This is a genomic window from Mangrovimonas sp. YM274, from assembly GCF_030908385.1.
Lineage (GTDB): Bacteria > Bacteroidota > Bacteroidia > Flavobacteriales > Flavobacteriaceae > Mangrovimonas_A.
On the sequence record NZ_CP133091.1, the window covers coordinates 740,933 to 763,754 of the forward strand.

At 38.1% G+C, this 22,822-nt stretch carries 18 protein-coding genes; 17 read left to right on the forward strand and 1 reads right to left on the reverse strand.

Translation table 11 applies throughout. The features are described from left to right. Positions 1 to 47: 47 nt before the first annotated feature. The 10 genes from RBH95_RS03265 to RBH95_RS03310 all read left to right on the forward strand — a co-directional run bounded on the left by RBH95_RS03265 (position 48) and on the right by RBH95_RS03310 (position 17,205). Positions 48 to 1,139 carry a ScyD/ScyE family protein gene (locus RBH95_RS03265; protein ID WP_307901296.1) on the forward strand — a complete coding sequence of 364 codons (1,092 nt, stop codon included), beginning with the start codon at positions 48 to 50 and terminating at the stop codon, positions 1,137 to 1,139. Positions 1,140 to 1,235: 96 nt separating this feature from the next. Then, positions 1,236 to 2,159 (forward strand): tRNA epoxyqueuosine(34) reductase QueG, encoded by a 924-nt coding sequence (gene queG, locus RBH95_RS03270; RefSeq protein WP_307901297.1) that lies wholly within the window; start codon positions 1,236 to 1,238, stop codon positions 2,157 to 2,159. Positions 2,160 to 2,212: 53 nt separating this feature from the next. Next, complete coding sequence (locus RBH95_RS03275) at positions 2,213 to 4,516, forward strand: NADP-dependent malic enzyme (RefSeq protein ID WP_307901298.1); 2,304 nt, start codon at positions 2,213 to 2,215, stop codon at positions 4,514 to 4,516. A gap of 57 nt (positions 4,517 to 4,573) precedes the next feature. After that, positions 4,574 to 5,155: a Holliday junction branch migration protein RuvA gene (gene ruvA / locus RBH95_RS03280; RefSeq protein ID WP_307901299.1), complete on the forward strand. Its 582-nt coding sequence runs from the start codon at positions 4,574 to 4,576 to the stop codon at positions 5,153 to 5,155. A 7-nt stretch (positions 5,156 to 5,162) separates the two neighbouring features. Next, entirely contained in the window at positions 5,163 to 12,452 is a 7,290-nt protein-coding gene (sprA, locus tag RBH95_RS03285) for a cell surface protein SprA (protein WP_374047809.1), read from the forward strand. A 97-nt stretch (positions 12,453 to 12,549) separates the two neighbouring features. Next, positions 12,550 to 12,930, forward strand: coding sequence for a glycine cleavage system protein GcvH (gcvH, locus tag RBH95_RS03290; protein WP_307901300.1), 381 nt, complete (start codon positions 12,550 to 12,552; stop codon positions 12,928 to 12,930). A 58-nt stretch (positions 12,931 to 12,988) separates the two neighbouring features. Further along, complete coding sequence (locus RBH95_RS03295; RefSeq protein WP_307901301.1) at positions 12,989 to 13,285, forward strand: VanZ family protein; 297 nt, start codon at positions 12,989 to 12,991, stop codon at positions 13,283 to 13,285. Between the two features lie 62 nt (positions 13,286 to 13,347). After that, positions 13,348 to 14,073, forward strand: coding sequence for an energy transducer TonB (locus RBH95_RS03300; RefSeq protein ID WP_307901302.1), 726 nt, complete (start codon positions 13,348 to 13,350; stop codon positions 14,071 to 14,073). Positions 14,074 to 14,186: 113 nt separating this feature from the next. After that, positions 14,187 to 14,984, forward strand: coding sequence for an energy transducer TonB (locus RBH95_RS03305; RefSeq protein WP_307901303.1), 798 nt, complete (start codon positions 14,187 to 14,189; stop codon positions 14,982 to 14,984). Between the two features lie 109 nt (positions 14,985 to 15,093). Further along, positions 15,094 to 17,205 carry a gliding motility protein RemB gene (locus RBH95_RS03310; protein ID WP_307901304.1) on the forward strand — a complete coding sequence of 704 codons (2,112 nt, stop codon included), beginning with the start codon at positions 15,094 to 15,096 and terminating at the stop codon, positions 17,203 to 17,205. A gap of 30 nt (positions 17,206 to 17,235) precedes the next feature. Here the strand turns inward: RBH95_RS03310 and RBH95_RS03315 are convergent, their stop codons facing one another. Further along, positions 17,236 to 17,541 (reverse strand): hypothetical protein, encoded by a 306-nt coding sequence (locus tag RBH95_RS03315; protein WP_307901305.1) that lies wholly within the window; start codon positions 17,539 to 17,541, stop codon positions 17,236 to 17,238. A 91-nt stretch (positions 17,542 to 17,632) separates the two neighbouring features. Here RBH95_RS03315 and cyoE point away from each other — a divergent pair, with 91 nt between their 5' ends. The 7 genes from cyoE to RBH95_RS03350 all read left to right on the forward strand — a co-directional run bounded on the left by cyoE (position 17,633) and on the right by RBH95_RS03350 (position 22,712). Next, positions 17,633 to 18,520 (forward strand): heme o synthase, encoded by an 888-nt coding sequence (gene cyoE, locus RBH95_RS03320; RefSeq protein ID WP_307902223.1) that lies wholly within the window; start codon positions 17,633 to 17,635, stop codon positions 18,518 to 18,520. Beyond that, on the forward strand, positions 18,521 to 19,102 hold the full coding sequence (locus RBH95_RS03325) for a cytochrome c oxidase subunit 3 (RefSeq protein WP_307901306.1): 582 nt from the start codon (positions 18,521 to 18,523) through the stop codon (positions 19,100 to 19,102). Between the two features lie 138 nt (positions 19,103 to 19,240). After that, positions 19,241 to 20,221 (forward strand): cytochrome c oxidase subunit 3, encoded by a 981-nt coding sequence (locus tag RBH95_RS03330; protein ID WP_307901307.1) that lies wholly within the window; start codon positions 19,241 to 19,243, stop codon positions 20,219 to 20,221. Positions 20,222 to 20,240: 19 nt separating this feature from the next. After that, complete coding sequence (locus RBH95_RS03335) at positions 20,241 to 20,621, forward strand: cytochrome C oxidase subunit IV family protein (RefSeq protein ID WP_307901308.1); 381 nt, start codon at positions 20,241 to 20,243, stop codon at positions 20,619 to 20,621. 68 nt (positions 20,622 to 20,689) lie between these two features. Continuing rightward, positions 20,690 to 21,406 (forward strand): hypothetical protein, encoded by a 717-nt coding sequence (locus RBH95_RS03340; protein ID WP_307901309.1) that lies wholly within the window; start codon positions 20,690 to 20,692, stop codon positions 21,404 to 21,406. Beyond that, a complete protein-coding gene (locus RBH95_RS03345; RefSeq protein WP_307901310.1) occupies positions 21,396 to 22,145 on the forward strand; it encodes an SCO family protein in 750 nt (249 codons plus the stop codon). The genes RBH95_RS03340 and RBH95_RS03345 overlap by 11 nt, the downstream gene beginning before the upstream one ends. A 21-nt stretch (positions 22,146 to 22,166) precedes the next feature. Continuing rightward, positions 22,167 to 22,712: a DUF420 domain-containing protein gene (locus RBH95_RS03350; RefSeq protein ID WP_307901311.1), complete on the forward strand. Its 546-nt coding sequence runs from the start codon at positions 22,167 to 22,169 to the stop codon at positions 22,710 to 22,712. The last annotated feature ends 110 nt before the right edge of the window (positions 22,713 to 22,822 follow it).

Consider the following 22,822-nt stretch of genomic DNA (forward strand, 5'->3'; position numbering starts at 1 on the left):
CTTGGTACTGATTGATAGCAATAAGTATAACTTAAAAACGTATCATTATGTTAACCAAATGCCTTTCACTAAAAGCTCCAATTGATTTTTTTAACACAAAATTGCTCTCGTCTATCAAGTTCAGCTTTTACTTGGTAAGTTTAGGTTTAGTGTTTTCCTGTAGTTCTAATGAGATAACAGATTTAGAACCTGAATCCGTTATGTCTGCTTCGTCAGCAAAAGCGGCTTCCAGTCCTGGAACTCCCCAAATGATGTATGAGGGAATTATGGGAGGAGCAGGAAGTACCATTGGACCCGGTGGCGATTTATTTGTCACAGAAACCCAAACTGGAGAAATCTCTCGATTTAATTTAAAAACCTGGGAAAAAACAACATTTGCCAGTGGCTTGCCCACCATGATTCCAGACGTTGGAATAGGAGGTGCCATGGACATTGCTTTTATTGGAGGAACGGGATATGTGATAGTATCTTTAGTAGGGCCTTTTTTCGGGACTCCTGATGTGGTTGGAATTTACAGAATCGATGGTCCAAGCAGTTTTACGGTGATTGCAGATCTTGGTGCATTTTCTGAGGCAAATCCTCCAAATACAAGCTACTTTTTGCCTATGGGTGTTCAATATGCTATCGACACTTATCAAGGAGGGCTTTTAGTAACGGATGGTCACCATAACCGCGTATTGCATGTCACTACCGATGGAGAGATTACAGAAATGCGTGCCTTCCCAAATATTGTACCCACAGGATTAGCGATTTCAGGGAACAAAATTTTTATGGCCGAAGCAGGACCTATTCCCCATGATCCAGAAGATGGAAAGGTGGTCTATTTTACGGAAAATTCAACCTATGCGCCACCCGTGGCCTCAGGAGCTTCTTTATTGGTGGACGTTGAATTTGGTCGTGGCCAAAGTTTGTTTGCGATTTCTCAGGGAACATGGAATGGAATTGCAGAAGGTTCCGAAGCTTTTGAAAATACGGGAGCTTTGGTTAAGGCCAATCAAAATGGAACGTTCACTGAAATAGCCACAGGTTTAGATAGACCAACATCTCTAGAGATTGTAAAAAACACCGCTTACGTCGTAACACGTGATGGTGAAATTTGGGCCGTTGAGAATATTGCGAATGGCTCTTTTGGGAACTAGAAGGAATTTCCAGTTTTAAAAGATATTTTAACACTAATTAATATCGCCGGCTTAGGTCGGCTTTATTGTTTAGTTTTTTCGCTGTACATTGGCCACATGAAATCCACACAGACCTATACCCAACGAATCAAAACTGAAGCCAAGCGACTTGGCTTTTTGTCTTGTGGTATCAGTGAGGCTGGATTTTTGGAGGCCGAGGCTCCTAGATTGGAACAATGGCTCCAAAACAATATGCATGGAGAAATGCGTTATATGGAAAACCATTTTGACAAGCGTTTGGACCCAACAAAATTGGTGGAGGGTAGTAAAAGTGTCATTTCGTTGTTGCTGAATTATTACCCTGAAAAAACACAGGAGGCTACCAACTATAAACTATCAAAATATGCCTATGGAGCAGATTATCATTTTGTTATCAAAGATAAATTAAAGCAATTACTTGAGTTTATAAATGAAGATGTTGGCGAAGTCAATGGACGTGCCTTTGTAGATTCAGCACCGGTACTCGATAAGGCCTGGGCTGCTAAATCTGGTCTTGGGTGGATTGGAAAAAACAGTAACTTGCTAACCAAACAATTGGGTTCTTTCTATTTTATTGCAGAATTGATTGTTGATCTGGAACTGGAATATGACACGCCTACAACGGACCACTGCGGAAGTTGTACGGCCTGTATAGATGCCTGCCCTACGGAGGCCATTACAAGCGCTTATGTGGTAGATGGTAGTAAATGTATTTCCTATTTTACAATTGAATTAAAAGAGAATATTCCAACAGAATTCAAAGGGAAATTTGATAATTGGATGTTTGGCTGCGATGTTTGTCAAGACGTATGCCCTTGGAACCGATTTTCAAAACCACATAATGAGCCCTTGTTTAACCCTCATCCCGACTTGCTTTCAATGAGCAAAACAGATTGGGAAGAAATCACCGAGGAAACCTTTAATAAAGTCTTCAAAAAGTCGGCAGTAAAGCGCACTAAATGGTCTGGATTAAAAAGAAACATTCAGTTTCTAAAAGATTAGAGTTTAAGACTAAGGATTATTACATTTGTAATTCATATTAATCCAAATTTTATATGAGCAAACAAAGCAAACGCCGTGAAGCTTTGGTGTATCACGCCAAACCAACTCCTGGGAAAATTCAAGTAGTCCCTACCAAAAAATATGCAAGTCAAAGAGATTTGTCTTTGGCCTATTCTCCTGGAGTAGCGGAACCATGTTTAGAGATCGCTAAAAAAACAGATAACGTTTATAAATATACCGCCAAAGGAAATTTGGTGGCCGTAATTTCCAACGGAACAGCCGTTTTGGGACTTGGTAATATTGGTCCGGAAGCTTCCAAACCCGTGATGGAAGGAAAAGGATTGTTATTTAAAATATTTGCAGATATCGATGTGTTCGATATTGAAGTAAATACCGAAAATATTGATGAATTTATCCAAACGGTAAAAAACATAGCGCCTACTTTTGGAGGGATAAACCTTGAAGACATCAAAGCACCAGAAGCTTTTGAAATAGAGCGTCGCCTAAAGGAAGAGTTGGACATCCCTGTAATGCACGACGACCAACACGGAACGGCCATTATTTCTGCAGCCGCCTTAATTAATGCCTTGGAACTGGCAGAAAAGAATATAGAAGACGTAAAGATTGTAATAAGTGGAGCTGGTGCAGCAGCTATTTCCTGTTCTAGGCTATATCAGGCCTGTGGAGCCAAATTGGAAAACATGGTGATGCTAGATAGTAAAGGTGTCATAAGAAAGGACCGTTCAAATTTAACTCCTGAAAAGGCCGAATTTGCAACACATAGAGCCATTGATACTCTTGATGAAGCTATGGTAGATGCCGACGTATTTATTGGACTTTCTACTGCCGATATTGTGTCGCCAGAGATGTTGAAGTCAATGTCAAGTAATCCTATTGTGTTTGCCATGTCCAATCCAGATCCAGAAATAGCTTATGACTTGGCTATCGACACAAGGGACGATATCATTATGGCTACGGGCCGTAGTGACCATCCAAACCAAGTAAACAATGTGTTAGGATTTCCTTTTATCTTCAGAGGGGCTCTGGATGTACGTGCTACCAAGATAAACGAAGAAATGAAAATGGCTGCGGTAGAAGCTTTGGCCAAATTGGCTAAAGAGCCTGTGCCAGAACAAGTAAATATAGCCTACGGAGAAACCCGTTTAACTTTTGGGAGAGATTATATCATTCCTAAGCCATTTGATCCAAGATTAATTGCAGAAGTGCCTCCAGCGGTGGCCAAAGCAGCCATGGATAGTGGAGTTGCCAAAGAACCTATTGTTGACTGGGAAAAATATAGAGATTCCTTAATGGAGCGTTTAGGATCAGATAACAAGGTGGTGCGATTATTATTGAATCGCGCTAAAATGGATCCGAAGCGCGTTGTCTTTGCTGAAGCAGATCAATTGGATGTGTTAAAGGCTGCCCAGATAGCCTATGAAGAAGGCATTGCGTTTCCAATACTTTTAGGCCGTAAAGATGAAATTGAAAAATTAAAAGAAGAAATAGATTTTGATGCCGATGTACCAATTATAGATCCGAAATCGGATGAGGAATTGGAGCGCTTGAACAAATATGCAGAAGTGTATTGGAAACAACGCAAGCGTCGAGGTGTAACCCTATATTCAGCTCAAAAAGTGATGCGTCAAAGGAATTATTTTGCCGCAATGATGGTAAATGAGGGGGATGCTGATGCGCTTATTTCGGGGTATTCGCAAAGCTATCCTTCCGTAGTAAAACCAATGCTTGAGCTTATAGGTATGGCAAAAGGCGCAACCCGTGTAGCGACTACCAATTTGATGATGACCAGACGTGGCCCTATGTTTTTAAGTGATACGGCCATTAATATCGATCCGTCAGAAAAGGATTTGGCCAAGATTGCACAAATGACAGCCAAAACAGTGAAGATGTTTGGAATGGAGCCTGTTATGGCCATGATTTCATATGCCAATTTTGGGTCCTCAACAAATGAACGCACCAACAAGGTAAGGAATGCAGTATCCTATTTGCATAGATACTATCCAGATTTGATTGTGGATGGTGAATTGCAAACAGACTTTGCTCTGAACAGTGAGATGTTGCAGGATATTTTCCCATTTTCAAAATTGGCGGGTAAAAAGGTGAATACGCTTATTTTTCCAAATCTTGATGCGGCCAATATTACTTATAAACTCTTGAAAGAGCTTAATCAAGCAGATTCTATTGGGCCTATCATGATGGGGATGAGAAAACCAGTGCATATCTTACAATTGGAGGCCAGTGTGGATGAAATTGTAAATATGACAGCCATTGCAGTAATTGATGCCCAACAAAAAGAAAAAAGGGAGCAAGAACTCAAGGCGTCTATGGAAAAGTAACCCCCTTTCATTGTAAATAATTTTATTACATTTGAGAGGTTTAAATGAGGCTATTTAATGATTACACATATTCAGGGGAAACTTGTTGAGAAAAATCCAACCGAAGTTACCATAGATTGTAATGGAGTGGGCTACCTACTCCATATTTCTTTGCATACTTTCTCCAAAATTCCAGATCAAGAAAATTTAAAGTTATATACCCATCTTCAGGTAAGGGAAGATTCCCATACCTTATTTGGGTTTTCTTCTATGTCCGAAAGGGACATTTTTCGTTTGTTGATATCGGTAAGTGGTATTGGTGCAAATACGGCAAGGACCATGTTGTCCTCCTTAACGCCAAAGCAGGTTAGGGAAGGAATAGCAACTGGCGATGTGGCTTTAATACAGTCCATAAAGGGGATTGGAGCCAAAACAGCACAACGAGTTATTTTGGACTTAAAAGATAAAATTTTGAAAGTCTATGATATTGATGAACTTTCGGCCCCTCAAAGCAATACCAACAAGGATGAAGCGTTATCTGCTTTAGAAGTTCTAGGATTTAATAAAAAGCAGGCAGAGAAGGTGGTGGACAAGATTTTATCAGATCAGGCAGATGCAAGTGTGGAATCCCTTATCAAGGAGGCTTTAAAAAAATTATAAGAGAGATTTGAGTACAAATAACCCAATTTATACTAATTCAACCCGATCGTACCTACTTTTTAGTATTGTCATGTTTTTTGGTCTGCTCGGTTTTGGACAACAACAACAAGAGGAGGAGCAGGATAGTACCAAAACAGGGTTTACCATGGGAAGGATGACCATGCCCAACCCAAACAGCATTGTTTCAAAATATACCTATGACCCCGTTACGGATCGTTATATCTACACAGAAAAGGTTGGGGAATTCAACATCAATTACCCTATTATTTTAACGCCTGCAGAATATTATAAATTGGTATTGCAGGAACAGCAAAAGGGATATTATAAGCAAAAGATCGATGCTGCTGAGGGTAAAAAAGAAGGTAGCGAGGAGGAACAAAAAAATCTCTTGCCAGAATTTTATGTGAATTCAGGCTTTTTTGAATCGGTGTTTGGAGGGAATACTATTGAAGTAGTACCTCAGGGATCGGTGGAAATGGATTTGGGTGTACTTTATACAAAACAAGATAACCCAACATTTTCGCCAAGAAATAGAAGTAACTTCACCTTTGATTTTGACCAAAGAATTAGTCTAAGTTTATTGGGGAAAGTAGGAACTAGGCTTCAGGTTACGGCCAATTATGATACGGAATCGACCTTTGATTTTCAGAACTTAATAAAATTGGAATACACGCCTACTGAAGATGATATTATCAGAAAAATCGAGGTGGGTAATGTAAGTATGCCCCTAAATAGTTCCTTGATTACCGGAGCACAGAGTTTGTTTGGGGTGAAAACGGAGTTGCAGTTTGGTAAAACTACGGTAACTGCTGTGTTTTCAGAGCAAAAGTCGCAATCTCAATCTGTGGTAGCACAAGGGGGAGGAACCCTGGAAGAATTTGAATTCTTTGCTAGGGATTATGACGAAAATAGACACTTTTTCCTGTCTCAATATTTTAGAGAACATTATGATGAAGCCTTAAGTAGGTATCCTTACATCAACAATAATATTCAAATTACAAGGATAGAAGTTTGGGTTACCAACCGAAGTAATCAAACGGATAATGTTAGGAATGTTGTGGCATTTCAGGATTTAGGAGAATCTGATGTAATTGGGCTTGCTTCCCCGCCAGCGGGGTTTGTAAATGTGCCTGGAGGGGCATATCCGGATAACGGGAACAACGATTTTGATCCTTTAAATATTGGAGGACCGGGGTCGCAGTTAACGGACGCCGTAAGAGATATTACAACGGTAGAACAAGGTATTTTGGTTCCTGCCAACGAAGGTTTCGATTTTGGTAAATTGGAAAATGCGAAGAAACTTCAGGAAGGGTCGGATTATATCTTAAATACACAGTTGGGATATATCTCCCTTAATCAACGATTGCTTAACGACGAAGTACTAGCAGTTGCCTACCAATACACCGTAGGAGGAGAAGTGTATCAGGTTGGAGAGTTTGCCAATGATGGCGTTGAGGCAACCGATGTAAGTCAGGATGTTAATAATTCTGAAAACCAAATTGTGAACAACAATAGTTTGGTTTTAAAAATGCTGAAGAGTGCAATAACAAGTGTCGATCAGCCTATTTGGGATTTGATGATGAAAAACATCTATGATACAGGTGCTTTTCAATTGAGTCAGGAAGATTTTAAACTGAATATTTTTTACACAGAGGCCTCTCCTGTAAACTACATTTTACCAGTTGAAGGAACCTCTTTTCCGCCATTCGATAATAATACCACAGATCCAACAGATGATACTGCTATTAGTGAAACACCATTAATCAGGTTATTTCATTTAGATCGACTTAATTATAATAACGACCCTCAGGTTGATGGGGATGGGTTCTTCGATTTTGTCCCAGGGCTTACAGTATTGACCCAGAACGGGAAAATTATATTTACCAAGGTGGAGCCTTTTGGTCGCTATCTATTTGATGTTCTAGACGACGATGGTAACCCCAATAATAATGATACGGATTATGAATCGGATACCTATGCTAACCCTAACCAGGAAAAGTATGTATACGATATTCTATATAAGCAAACCAAGACGGCGGCCTTGGATGAGTCTGAAAAGAATAAATTCCAACTTAAAGGACGTTTCAAGTCTTCTGGGGGAGACGGTATTCCTTTGGGAGCGTTTAACGTGCCAAGAGGATCGGTGGTAGTAACTGCTGGAGGACGTGTTTTGGTTGAAGGAATTGACTATACGGTGAATTACCAATTGGGGCGTGTGCAAATTTTGGATGAAGCTTTGAAGGCTTCCAACACACCTATCAATGTGTCTGTTGAAAATAATGCTGTATTCGGTCAACAAACAAGACGTTTTGCAGGGGTAAATGTAGAGCACCAATTCAATGAAAATTTTGTGTTAGGTGGGACTTTCCTAAACTTAAGCGAACGACCAATCACACAAAAGGCCAATTACAATACGGAGCCTATCAATAATACTATTTTAGGATTGAATGGAAACTATTCAACGGAAGTTCCATTTTTGACGAGAATGGTTAACAAGTTGCCAAACATCGATACCGATGTACCGTCCAACATGTCTGTGAGAGGGGAGTTTGCCTATTTGTTGCCGGGAGCTCCAAAAGGAACCGATTTTAATAATGAAGCGACCTCTTATGTTGATGATTTTGAAGGGACACAGGGGGCCATAGATTTATTGTCTCCTTTAACTTGGTACCTGTCGAGTAGACCTGTTGGTTTGGGACGTAATTATCCTGGTTTTGCTGGAGAAGATGATAATGGTTTGCAAAATGGTTTTGACCGTGCCTTTTTGAACTGGTATACCATTGACCCAATTTTCTACAGCACCCAAAGACCTACCGGGATTAACGATGATGATATTTCCAATCTTTATACCAGAAGGGTGTTTATTGATGAGGTATTCCCTCAAGTAGACCTCGTGCAGGGGCAAAGTACCATAATATATACATTGGATTTGGCTTATTACCCTTCGGAACGAGGACCATATAACTTTGAATCTTCTGCGGCAGATGGTGAATTGGACAATCCTATAGATTCTTGGGCGGGGATTACCAGACAGATTACGTCTACCGATTTTGAACAGGCCAATGTTGAATATATTGAATTTTGGGTTCAGGATCCGTTTTTGGACAACCCTTCAAACCCTGGGGGAACTTTAAGTATCAACCTTGGGAATATTTCAGAGGATATTCTTAAGGATGGTAAAAAGCAATTTGAAAATGGCTTGCCCGAAGATGGAAATATAGATTTTCTTCAGAATAACTTGTCTGTTGATAAACCGTATGTAGTCCCTCAAAACCAATCCTTGATTTACACATTTGCCACAACAGGCCAGGAACGTACCAATCAAGATGTTGGGTATGATGGATATGATGATATTGAGGAAGCGCAAATGTTAACTGAATTGGGTGTAACCGGAAACTTTGGGGAAGACCCAGCTAAGGATAATTACACTTATTTCTTGAATACTGAAGGAAACATTTTTGAACGCTATAAAAAATATAACGGTACGGAAGGAAACTCTCCAGAGACTTTTACAGATACCAATAGAGGGTCAACCACTCAGCCGGATGTAGAAGACATCAATAGGGATAATACAATGAACACTATCAATAGTTATTTTGAATATAACATTGATATAAAGCCTTCTACCTTAAACGAGAACAACGAAAAAATTAATGATATCAAAACCCGCGAAGTAACCTTGCCCAATGGTGAAACTAGAGAAGTGGTTTGGTATCAGTTTAGAATTCCTATCAATGCGTCAGACAGGGTTGCAGTAGGAGGAATTACCGATATTAGATCTGTGCGATTTGCTCGTATGTATTTAAAGGAATTTACGCAACCAACGGTATTACGTTTTGCAACATTGGATTTGGTGCGTAGTGATTGGCGTCGTTTTACGGGCGATTTGGATAACGATCCTACCAATGAGAGTCCAAACTTAGAATTCAGTACTGGGGTTGTGGGACTTCAGGAGAATGAAGGGAATTATGTGTTGCCTCCGGGAGTGCAGTTGGAAGAGTTGAACAATAACAACAATATTGTTCGCCAAAATGAGCAATCGCTTGTAGTAAAGACCTGCCAGTTGGAGGCTACAGATTCCAAAGGAGTATTTAAAAATATTAACATAGATATGCGTCAGTACAAAAAGCTACGAATGTTTATGCATGCCGAAAATGGTGAATCAGGAACCTTGAACGATAACGACTTGGTTGGATTTATAAGGATGGGTAACGACTTTACGGATAACTTCTATCAAATTGAAGTGCCATTACAAGTGTCATCTGGGGGAATATCTCCTTCTGAGGTGTGGCCCGAAGCTAATGAGATTAACTTGCCATTGGAATTGTTGCAACAAATCAAATCTAAAGGGATTTTTGATGGTTCCTTAAGTAATGACGACCCAACTTTCTATGATGTTGTTAACGGTGAAGTGAGTGAAAACCCTGTGCCTGAATTCTCTCAATATATAGAAGGGCAACAGCGTATCGCCATTAAAGGAAATCCAAACTTTGGGGATATTAGAGTGTTAATGGTGGGGCTTAAAAATATCTCGTCCGCTCAAGTAGGAGGGTCTGGATATGATGTTTGTGGAGAAGTATGGTTTAATGAGCTTCGTCTTTCCGATTTACATAACGAAGGTGGTTGGGCTGCCGTTGTAGGAGTTGATGGTAACGTGGCCGATTTTGCTAATGTAAGTGCAACAGGAAGACAAAGTACATCTGGTTTTGGGTCGGTAGAACAAAGACCTAATGAGCGCAGTAGGGAAGATGTGCAACAGTACAATGTGGTTACTAATGTGAATTTAGGTCAATTATTGCCTAAAAAGTGGGGAATTCAAGTGCCATTCAATTACGGACAGGAAGAAGAAATGATTACTCCCAAATACGATCAATATTATAATGACCTTACTTTGGATTCTCGATTGGACGCAGCCAATTCTGAAGAAGAAAGGGAGCAGATACGCGTTCAGTCTGAAGATTATACAAAGCGTAAGAGTATCAATTTTATTGGCGTTAAAAAGCAAAGGGCAGCAGAGGCGAAGCCGCATGTATATGATCCGGAAAACTTAACTTTTAATTACTCCTACAACAAGGTAGAGCACCGCGATTTTGAAATAGAAAATTCCTTAGATCAAAGAGTAAGAGCTGGCGTTAATTATAATTATAATTTTACTCCTAAAAAGGTAGAGCCTTTTAGAAAGAATGATTCCTTATTTACTGGTAAGTATTGGAAAATATTTAAAGACTTCAATGTAAATATACTGCCAACAAGTTTCTCTGTAAATACTGATATTATTCGTCAGTTCAATAGGCAGAAGTTTAGAGAGGTTGAACTTACCGGAAACAATATTGGGCTTGAGGAATTATATAGACGAAATTATACTTTCGATTTCCAGTATGCTTTAAATTATAACGTTACCGATAATTTGAGCTTCAGTTTCAATGCGTCTAACAATAATATTGTAAGGAATTATTTTGTCAATGATCAGATTAACGGAAGACAGGATCCTAGTTTGAATGTTTGGGATGGTTTCTTTGATTTGGGAGATCCTAACATTCAAAACCAACAGTTCCAGTTGAATTATGAAATTCCATTGAACAAGATTCCAACATTGAGTTTCTTGAACGCGACCTATTCTTATACAGGCGATTTTCAGTGGCAAAAAGGGTCCGACTTAAATACTAATTTTGAGTATACCAATGAAGATGGAGTGACCAACTATTATAATTTAGGAAACTCAATACAGAATGCCAATACCCACGCTATTAATTCATCCCTAAATATGGAGAAACTTTATAGCTACTTAGGATTGGTTAAAAAGCGATCTAGAAGAACTTCAAGACAACCTCAAACAAGAGGAAGGGATGGTAAACGTGTTGTAAATGGAGCCGATGCCCGTAGCCAATCCGATAAAAAGCAAAGCAAAGTAGTTGGAGCCGCAGTAGATGTGCTAACTATGGTAAAAAGGGTTCAGATAAATTATTCTGAAAATAACGGAACTTACTTGCCTGGTTATACAAGAACTCCTGGCTTTATTGGGACAACAAAGCCAACATTTGGCTATACTTTTGGAAGCCAAAGAGACATTAGGGATATGGTAGCCCGAAATGGTTGGTTAACAGTGTTCCCTAACTTTAACCAGCAGTATACCGAATTGAATAATCAAACTTTGGATTATTCAGCCAATATTGAATTAATCAAAGATTTGAAGATTGATATCACGGGAGGAAGACTTTATTCTGAAAACATGACCGAAAACTTTAGAGTTGAGGATATGGACGCCGATGGCGAGTTGGATTATAATTCTTTAATCCAAAATTCATTTGGAAACTTCAATATTTCTACGGCCTTAATTAAAACAGCTTTTAGTACCAGTAACGAAACCCAATCTGATGCCTTTAACGACTTTAGGTCTAACCGTATGGTGGTTGCACACAGGTTGGCAAGAGAGTTTTATGGGAATGGCAACTATGCCTTGGATACTGAAGGTTATCCTTTAGGCTTTGGTAAAAATAGTCAAGCGGTATTATTGCCTGCATTCTTGTCGGCCTATACAGGATCTAATCCAGATAATGTAAAATTATCGGCATTTAGGGATTTTCCAATCCCAAACTGGCAGTTAAAATATACTGGGTTTATGAAGATGAAGTGGTTTAAAAAGAACTTCAAGCGTTTTTCAATTACCCATGGTTACCGTTCTAGCTATACAATTAACCAGTTCCGAACCAATTTGGATTATGTGGCTGCCAATCCAACTTTGGATTATGACAACCAAGATCCAGATGTACTTAATCAGTCCGGTAATTATAAAAGCAGAACACTTTTCAGCAATATAAACCTAGAGGAACAATTTAGTCCTTTGGTTCGTGTGGATTTTGAAATGAAGAACTCGGTAAAGATTTTGGGTGAAATCAAGAAGGATCGAATCCTGTCTCTTAGTTTTGACAATAACTTGATGACCGAAATCCAAGGTCAGGAATATGTAGTTGGTTTGGGGTATCGATTTAAGGATGTTCGCATTCGTTCTAAGCTTGCAGGCCCACAACAAATTATTAAGAGTGACCTAAACATGTCGTTGGATGTGTCTGTAAGAGATAACAAGACGATTATAAGGTATCTGGATTTGGATAATAATCAAGTAACATCTGGGCAGACCTTATGGGGAGTGAAGTACAAGGCAGATTACGCCTTTAGTAAATATCTTACTGGAATTTTCTATTTTGATTATTCGTTCTCAGACTATGCTATTTCAACAGCATTCCCACAAACTACGATTAGGTCTGGGATAACCTTAAGGTATAATTTCGGTAATTAACCCGGCAAAGCCGCTTTCTATTGAAAAAAAATAGAGAAAATTAGGTGATTCAGGTTTTAAAAAATTATTTTTGTGCCAATTAATTATTACACACAAAATGAATATACCGGCAGATTTAAAGTACACTAAAGACCACGAATGGGTTAAAGTAGATGGCGATGTTATTACTGTAGGAATTACAGATTTCGCACAAGGCGAATTAGGAGATATTGTCTATGTTGAAGTTGAAACATTAGATGAAACTTTGGAAGCGGAAGAAGTTTTTGGAACAGTGGAAGCCGTTAAAACCGTATCTGATTTGTTTTTACCAGTATCTGGTGAAATCATCGAATTTAACGAAGCCTTGGAAGATGCTCCTGAGTTAGTAAACAGTGATGCTTATGGAGAAGGTTGGATGATTAAAGTAAAGTGTTCGGACCTTTCTCAATTGGATGGGTTGATGACTGCAGAAGACTATAAAGCACTTATCGGTGCCTAAGTCTTTGGCGTTAATACTACTGCTTGCTTATGTGGTAGCATTAACTTTTTTGAGTCTAATGAACATTCATAAAATGCCAAGTTTAGGCTCGTCTTTTGATGATAAACTGTACCACCTTGGTGCGTATACGGTTTTTATGTTGTTGGGGTTCAATTTTTTTAGGCAAACCCAAATAAGATATAAAATTATTGCATCAGGGGCAATAATTGTGCTTTATGGCATTATTATTGAGGTATTACAACAAACACTTTCAACTACAAGAACCTTAGATGCCTACGATATGTTGGCTAATTTTATAGGTGTTCTGGTTGGAGTAATCATCATAAAGCTTACGGGAAACCTTAAGTTAAATTAAAATAATCGCTTGCTTTTTTAACTATTAATTGGTTATTTTAGCATTCTTAAATGTTTTAAGATATGGAACCGAAAAAAAATACCAAGGCCGACGTAGGTAGAAATAGCTCGATCTATTTCGCAGTGGGCTTGGCTTTAATGTTGTTGCTAACAAATTTGGCAATTAACTACAAAACGTACGACAAGGCTGCAATTGACATAGGTCAATTAACCATGGATGAGGAATTGGATGAGGAAATTCCAATTACTGATCAGCTTAAAACACCGCCACCACCACCGCCACCACCACCAGCAGCTCCCGAAGTTATTGAAGTGGTAGAAGATGAAGTGGAGGTTGAGGAAACTGTAATTGAATCTTCAGAGTCAAGTCAGGAGGAAGAAATTGTAGAAGTAGAAGAAGTTGTTGTAGAAGAAGTAGAAGAAGATATTGAGGTTCCTTTTGCAGTAATTGAAAACGTACCTGTATTCCCAGGATGTGAAAACGAAAAGGGAAACAATGCCAAAAAAGCTTGTATGTCTGAAAAGATTAGCAAGTTTGTAAATAAAAAGTTTAACACAGATTTAGCTAGTGAATTAGGTCTTTCAGGAAGACAGCGTATTAACGTTATCTTTAAGATCGACAAAAACGGTGAGATTACCAACATCATGGCTAGAGCACCGCACCCAGGTTTAGAAAAAGAAGCAAAGCGCGTAATTGGTTTGCTTCCAAAAATGAAGCCAGGAATGCAAAGAGGTAAGGCAGTAACGGTACCATATTCGCTGCCTATCTTATTCCAAGTACAGGATTAAGGAGCCTTAGTTTTAAAATATTAAAAAAACCCGTCTAAGTTTTAGGCGGGTTTTTTGTTTTTTGGTATGCTTATTGTGTTTTGGCATAATATTAACATCTTAAATTCAATATTATGAAAAATTTTAACAAAGAACGCAGTAATGCTGGCCAGAGCACTACTACTGTTGCAAAATCACAAAAGCATGATGTAAATTTACAAAAAAACTCCACCTTATATTTTCAAATAGGGTTAATTCTCTGCCTTTTGGTAGTGTATGGACTTTTTGAAATGGAATTTGAAACAAAGGTTCCTAAGTATGAATATGCGAAGGTTGAAGATGAGGGTTTTAATGAATTTGTTATGCAGGAATTTAAAGTATATGAAGAACCTGCTCCTCAAAAGAAAGTTCAACCAAAGGCTTCTAAAAAGCTGCTCATTAAAGAGCCCAAAATTGTTCATGATAATTTTGAAGACCTAGAAGCGCAAAATATTATTACTTCAAATCAAAACCTTACTAATGATATTTTAGATGCAGGTGATATTGATGTTGTGAAAATTGAGGAACCGGTTTTTATCTCAATTAATGGAGTAGAAAATGTACCTATCTATCCGGGGTGTGAAAAGGCTAAAGGAAATAAGGCTCGAAAAAAGTGCATGTCTGATAAAATAGCAAAATTGGTAAACAGAAAATTTTCAGCGGATATTGCCAGTGATTTGGGGCTCCAGGGCGTTCAAAAAATTTATGTAGAATTTAAAATTGGGAAATCAGGGGAGGTTAAGGACATTAAAGCTCGTGCGCCTCATTCTGGTTTGGAAAGGGAAGCAAAAAGGGTTATTAATAAAATTCCAGTAATGACTCCTGGGATGCAGCGAGACAAACCTGTAGATGTTTTGTATTCTCTCCCCATTATTTTTCAAGTCAAAAATTAAATAGTTGTTATTTGTTATTCAACCGTTACTCTTTGTGGGGTAACGGTTTTTTAATGGGCTTTTTTTGAAAAAGTAGTATATTTCGGCCATCAAAGGCCGACCGAATTTTATGAAGCGTATTGCACTAAGTTTTTTTATGCTGTTGAGTATTTATGGATTATCCCAAAGTACCGAAGCCTATCAAAAATCTCCTGTTTTTCCTGGATGTGAAACGGAACCGATAGACAATCTCAAGGTTTGTTTCAACAATAAGATCAATCAGTATATCTTCGATACTTTTAAAGTACCAGAAATAGTTAATGAGGAGGATTACCAAGGTGATATTAAAATTCTATTTGAAGTAGACGCAACCGGGACTTTTAAAGTACTATATGTGGATGCTGTATACGATAGTCTGGAAGATGAGGTGAAAAGGATATTTGGGGAATTGCCTAAAATAGCGCCAGGAACTTATAACGGCAATCCCACCTATTTTCAATATTCCATATCTGTAAAAATTCCTTTGGTCAATCCTCAAGAAATTTCTAATGAGGCTTATTCTCCGGCTGAACTGGCGCATAGCATTACCGATTTAAATGAAACCATTTCCAAAGAATACGATAGCATAAATAATGATATTGTTCCCTACGAAAAGTTGGAATACAACAGTCAGTTAAACATTCCTTTTACGCATACCTATTATGCCCGTTTTGATGGCCAAATGAATGTATTGGGGACTAACAGTCATACGGCAGCGAAGCCATTTGTGTATGCCGAGGTGGCTCCTTATTACGACTTTAAAGCTGAAAAAGAGTCGTTAGCTAAAGGAAGTGACGGTTGGTGGGGCCGAAAATTATGGGATGAGCATTTGGTGCAGGTACAGGGAAAGGACTATTGGTTCACTATCGACCCTATTTTTGACTTGCAAGTAGGTAAAGATACTGAGGCCGATTTTAGTTCAACTTATAACAATACACGTGGATTAATAGTGCAAGGTGGCTTAGGAAAGAAATTTAACTTTTCAACCTCTGTATATGAAAGCCAAGGTAGGTTTGCGCAATATTTCAATGACTATGCCGAAAGTCTTAAGGCTTTTGGTCCGGATCCGGCAATCGTGCCAGGAAGAGGAATTGGAAAGGCCTTTAAGGATAGGGGGTACGACTATCCTGTGGCAGAGGCCTATTTGTCCTATGCCCCAGCTAAGTTCATAAATGTGCAATTTGGACATGGAAAGAATTTTATTGGAGACGGATATCGCTCGCTTTTTCAAGGAGATGCTGCAAGTCCGCACACCTTTTTTAAATTGAATACGAAGTTCTGGAAAATTAAGTATACCAATACCTGGATGTGGCTCAAGGATGTGCGTCCGGAAATTGTTGAAGACAAATCTTTTTTAACCAAATATATGGCTAACCATTATTTGAGTTGGAACGTATCCAAACGACTGAATATTGGTTTTTTTGAATCTGTTTTGTGGACCGATACCAATGGCCGGGGATTTGATATTAATTATTTAAATCCCATCATCTTTTTTAGAGCACTTGAATTTGAAGCAGGTCAGGGCGCGGGGAATGCCATTGTAGGGGCCTCGGCAAAATATAAATGGAATAATAAGGTAAACCTTTACGGGCAGTTTATTTTAGACGAGTTCTCCTTGGGAGACGTTAAAGGCGGAAATAAAAGCTGGAAGAACAAGTTTGGATATCAGATTGGGATGAAATATTTCAACGCCTTCAAAGTGGATAATTTAATGCTGCAGTTGGAGTATAATAGAGTTCGACCTTATACCTATTCACATAATACCATAGTGTTAAACTATGGTCATAACAACCAATCCATGGCCCACCTTTGGGGAGCCAATTTTAGTGAGCTTGTCATCATAGGTCGTTATAACTACAGACGTTGGTTTGCCGATGCCAAATTCATCATTGGAAAGCGTGGATTCGATTACAATACCGAGGAAGACAGCTTTAGCTATGGTGGCGACATCTATCGCAATTACAATGAACGGCCGTTTGATACGGGCGTAGAAGTAGGGCAAGGAATTACAACCAATACTTTTAATGCCGAATTACAAACAGGCTACATTATTAATCCAGTGAGCAATTTGAAGTTGTTTACCAATATTAGTTTTAGAAACTTTAATCCAGAAACCAATTCGGCAGACTTGGCCAATAGGGATACCTTTTGGTTTAGTTTAGGCGTGAGAACAGATTTGTTCAATTGGTATTACGATTTCTAATTTTTTTTTTGTATCCTTGAAAAATTAATTTTATTCTCTTATGATAAAACTAACCAACGCTTCCTCCTCAACACTGAAAAAGCTAATTTTCGGCGTCGTTATGTTTAATATGCTTGTGGTGTCTCCTTCCAATTTTTCAGAAGGCAATTCAAAGCTCATCATTTCGTTTCTGTCTTTAGTATTTGTATTGGGTATTTCTGCGCTTCTGATAAAGCGAGGTGAGCTCCCTAAAGCTAGATTGAAGCCAATGCTTGTTTTTGTTGGTTTTTCTTTTGTGTTGATGATGACAAAAATGTGGTTATAGAACTTTCCGATTCCCCATTCTAAAGGCTTCAAAATAAACCAAAGAACGGCATTGTCCAATAAGAATTAATAAAGTATCTTTGCCCACGCAAAAATTACAGCGACAAATTTTACGGGTTTGAGTATTAAAAATTCTTCAGTTTCAATAAGTTCAGTATTTTCTGATTTTAAGGAAATCACTAAAATAAGACTTTCGGTTAGTGTTGTTTTTTCTTCCATAGCAGGGTACTTGTTGGGTGCCGAAAGTATAGAATTGACCACTTTGATACTTCTGGCCTTTGGCGGGTATTTTATGGTGGGAGCTTCCAATGCATTCAACCAGATTATTGAGCGCGATTTGGACGCCAAAATGGACCGTACCAAAAACAGACCTATTCCTGCTGGGCGCATGTCGGTAAACACTGGATTTGCAATTGCAGTGTTGTTTACCATTTTGGGGATTATCACTTTATATATAATTAACCCAAGAACGGCCATGTATGGAGCCATTTCCATTTTCTTGTATACGAGTGTTTATACCCCATTAAAGACTAAAACACCATTGTCTGTGTTTGTTGGGGCCATTCCAGGGGCTATTCCGTTTATGTTGGGATGGGTGGCTGCAAGAAATGACTTTGGAATTGAGCCAGGAACCTTATTTGCTTTACAATTTTTTTGGCAGTTTCCGCACTTTTGGGCTATTGGCTGGTTTTTGTTTGATGACTACAAAAAAGGAGGTTTTTTTATGTTGCCAACAGGAAAGCGAGATAAGGGAACAGCTGTACAAATTATCATGTACACCATTTGGACCATTTTAGTGTCTATTATTCCGGTGTTTGGATTTACAGGTGATTTGAAACTTTCCATAGTTGCTGCAATTATTGTATTCCTATTAGGATGTGTGATGTTGTATTATGCCTTGGATTTATTTAAGAAACGAACTGCCCAAGCGGCCAGACAGTTGATGTTGGCCAGTGTATCATACATTACGTTGTTACAGATAGTATACGTTATAGACAAATTTTTGAGATAAATGGATTTAACCGAAGGAACCTTTCAAGAGAAAAATGCAAGAGCCAAAAAAATGATGCTATGGTTTGGCATCATTTCATTATTTATGTCTTTTGCTGGTTTAACAAGTGCTGTAATTGTTAGTAAGAGCCGCCCCGATTGGCTTAACGATTTTCAATTGCCAAGTGCCTTTGTTGTGAGCACCGTAATTATTGTGTTAAGTAGTGTCTCCTTTATTTTTGCAAAACGAGCGTTAAAGCAAGATAATAGAAGTTTGGCCACCTTGATGTTATGCTTAACTTTTGTGTTGGGAGTAATTTTTATATACAGTCAAGTTTTAGGGTTTTCTCAAATTATTGATTTAGGGTATAACTTTACGGGGCCTACCAGTAATGTAACCATGAGCTTTGTTTACATTATTGCTGCGGCACATATTGCCCACGTGGTTGCGGGGCTACTTTCCATTTTGGTAGTAATTTATAACCATTTTAAACAAAAGTATACTTCAACGGAAATGCTGGGAGTAGAACTGTCTGCAACCTTCTGGCATTTTGTGGATATCTTGTGGATATTCCTCTTTTTGTTTTTAAATTTTATAGGATAGTATATATTTGATTTTTTATTTGGTCTAAAGAAAAGCCTTTCGTAATCGCTTATTTGTTTTGAAAATATGGAAAGCGAAGTTTCTTTAGATGGATAAAATGATTATTTTTGTGCAAATTTTAACAAATAAACGCTTAATATGAATACTACAGTAGTGAATACTGGTACAGAAGGCAAAACTTGGGGAGGTGGAAATGAGCCTCTTAAGGCAAGTTACGGTAAAATGATGATGTGGTTTTTCATCGTTTCGGATGCTTTAACTTTTTCTGGATTTTTGGCAGCTTACGGATTTTCTAGATTCAAATTTATTGGAACTTGGCCTATAGCGGATGAGGTTTTTACTCACGTTCCGTTTTTACATGGTCAAGAATTGCCAATGATTTATGTTGCTTTTATGACCTTTGTTTTGATTATGTCTTCCGTAACTATGGTATTGGCTGTAGATGCAGGTCACCATATGAAAAAGTCTAAAGTGACTATTTATATGTTCTTGACCATTATTGGAGGTTTGATCTTCGTTGGATCTCAAGCTTGGGAATGGGCTACCTTTATTCAAGGTGACTATGGAGCTGTGCAAACTAAAGGAGGAAATATTCTTCAGTTTGTAAATACAGAAGGAGAACGTGTAGCATTGCGTGACTTTGTGGTGGCAGAACACTCTGAGCGTACAACTCATGAAAATAAAAACGGACTTTGGTTTGTTGGAGAATCTTCGTTGCCGACCTATACTGTAGAAGAAGTCGTAAAAGGATTGGAGTCTCACAGTGATATTTTGGTGAGAACCCAAACACTTGATGAACACGGGCACAAGACAGTGTTGACAAGAGAAGCGTCTTTAAAAGCACTTAAAACAAATGGTAAAATGGTGGTTGAAGGTGCTAACTTGCACGTAAATGAGTACGGATCACCTTTATTTGCTGATTTCTTCTTCTTCATTACTGGATTCCACGGTTTCCACGTATTCTCTGGAGTTGTACTTAACATCATTATTTTCTTCAATGTTATATTGGGAACTTATGAAAGAAGAGGAAGCTACGAAATGGTTGAGAAAGTTGGACTTTACTGGCACTTTGTAGATTTGGTTTGGGTATTTGTATTTACATTCTTCTACCTAGTTTAATTTATATAAAATAGTAACAATGGCACACGCACATAAATTAGAGATATTAAGAGGATTGGTTAAGTTTAAATCCAATACTCAAAAGATTTGGGGAGTATTGATATTGCTTTCCATTATTACAGCAGTAGAAGTTGTTTTGGGTATCTATAAGCCAGAAGCTTTAATGGCAAAGGTAATTGGGATGAAACTGCTAAACTGGATATTCATCATTCTTACCCTTGTTAAGGCTTATTACATTACTTGGGATTTCATGCACATGAGAGATGAAACGTCTGGTTTAAGAAGAGCTGTGGTTTGGACAGGAGTATTCTTAATCTGTTACCTTGCCTTCATTCTTTTAACCGAAGGTGATTACATTCAAAGTGTATATTCATCAGGTTACATTAAAAATGATTTTTAAAACGTTACTTAACGTTAAATAGATATAAAAAAGACGGTTATTCAACCGTCTTTTTTATTTTTGCACCCATGAAAAACAATCAAGTAAAGCGTAATCTGGTATTAGGAATTCTTTTCTTGCTTCCAGTGATGTTTGTTCTTGTTTTATCGCTTTCAAACGATAATTACAACACTTTGGAAATCGTGCATGAGAATGTTCAAGATTTACCTCAAAGAAGCGATTCCGATATCCAACTGAAAGATCATTTAACGGTTTTGGGATTCTTTGGAAAGCATCCCAAGGAACAATCTACGCCAGCCTTAAACCTTAAGGAGTTAATCTATGATAAATTCAAGGGGTTTAAAAAGTTCCAAATAGTTATTTTGGTGACACCAGAATCCAAAACTGAAGCAGAGGAATTGTTCAAGGAAATTGCCAGTTATGAAGATATGCGCTTTTGGCATTTTGTAACACTTGATGAATCGAGCATTCAAAAGGTGTTTCAAAGTTTGAAATCTGATATGCAGTTGAATGAAAACCTATCTACAGAACAAGTGTTCATTGTGGATACCGATTTGAAGCAACGCGGTAGGACAGATGATCGCGAAGATTGGGAAAAGAAAAAGAATTTGGATCCTTATCCGTTGTATTCATACAGTGCTATTGAAGTTGCTGAGTTGAAAAACAAGTTAAGTGCCGAAGATTTACGAATTTTGTTTACTGAATACCGTGAACGCCGCAAGGGAAATTATGATTCAACCCAAAGGCGTGCTAACGATTTAAAAGACCATAGCGATGAGCAATAAAACAAACTATTCATACGTAGGGATTGCCTTCATTATCTTGGTTTTTGGAATCATTTTTGTTCCAAAAATTGTGGATAGAATTAGCAATGAAGATATCACTAGAAAGGAAAGTAGAAGCGATCAAGCCAAAACCAAAAATGAAGAAGTTGAAGCTACTGAATTGGCTTTTTTAAACATTAATGGCGAACCAAAAAAAGTGCCGGATTTCAGTTTTGTAGATCAAAATGGAAATCAAATTACCAATAAGGACTATAAAGGTAAAGTGTACGTTGTGGAGTTTTTCTTTACAACATGTCCTTCGATATGTCCTAAAATGAACAAGAATTTGGTTCAGATTCAAAATGAATTCAAGGAATTTAAAGATTTTGGTGTGGCATCGTTTACCATTAATCCAGAACACGATACTCCAGAAGTTTTAAAAACCTATGCCGATAATTATGGCATCACAAATCCTAACTGGCATTTAATGACAGGCGATAAGGATGCTATTTACGATTTGGCCAATATTGGGTTCAACCTGTATACCGGCGAAAATGAAGAAGTGGCTGGTGGTTTTGAGCATTCAGGGAATTTTGCCTTAATAGACAAAAATGGCTACATCCGTTCAAGAGTGGTTGCTGGAAATCCTTTGATTTTTTACAATGGGATAATTTCGGAAGCAGAACAAAAGGACGATGAGGGCCAAGAACAGCAAATAACAATGCTCAAGGAAGACATTGCACAACTATTGCAAGAATAATAAATAACGACCATTCAAGATATGAGTAATCAACAACTACTGGAGGAAAAGAAATATAACAAATGGATTGTAATTTTATCGATTGCAATTCCTTTGGCAGTGGCAGCTCTTTTTGGAGTGAATCTAAGAAGAATGGGCTTCGATGTTGAGCCATTAACCTTTTTGCCTCCTATTTATGCGGCTATCAATGCTGTTACGGCATTTGTGTTGGTATTGGCGTTTTTCGCTATCAAGAATAAAAAGATTAGTCTCCATGAACGATTAATGAAATTCGCAATTTTCCTTTCGGTAATGTTTCTTGTAATGTATGTGGCCTATCACATGACGAGCGATTCTACCAACTTTGGTGGTGAAGGGGCCATAGCCTATGTGTATTATTTTATTTTGATAACTCATATCGTACTTTCTGTAGTGATTATTCCTTTTGTTTTAATCACTTATGTAAGGGCAATTACCAAAAACTTTGCAAGGCATAAAAAAATAGCCAAAATAACCTTTCCCCTTTGGTTGTATGTGGCCATTACTGGTGTTGTGGTGTATTTAATGATTTCACCTTATTACGTATAGTCATGAAATCTAAATGGATAATCTTTTGTATTGGCTTTTTACTATCCCTAAACTCTTTTGCGCAATGTGCTATGTGCCGTGCTGTTTTGGAGAGTGAGGAAGGACAATCG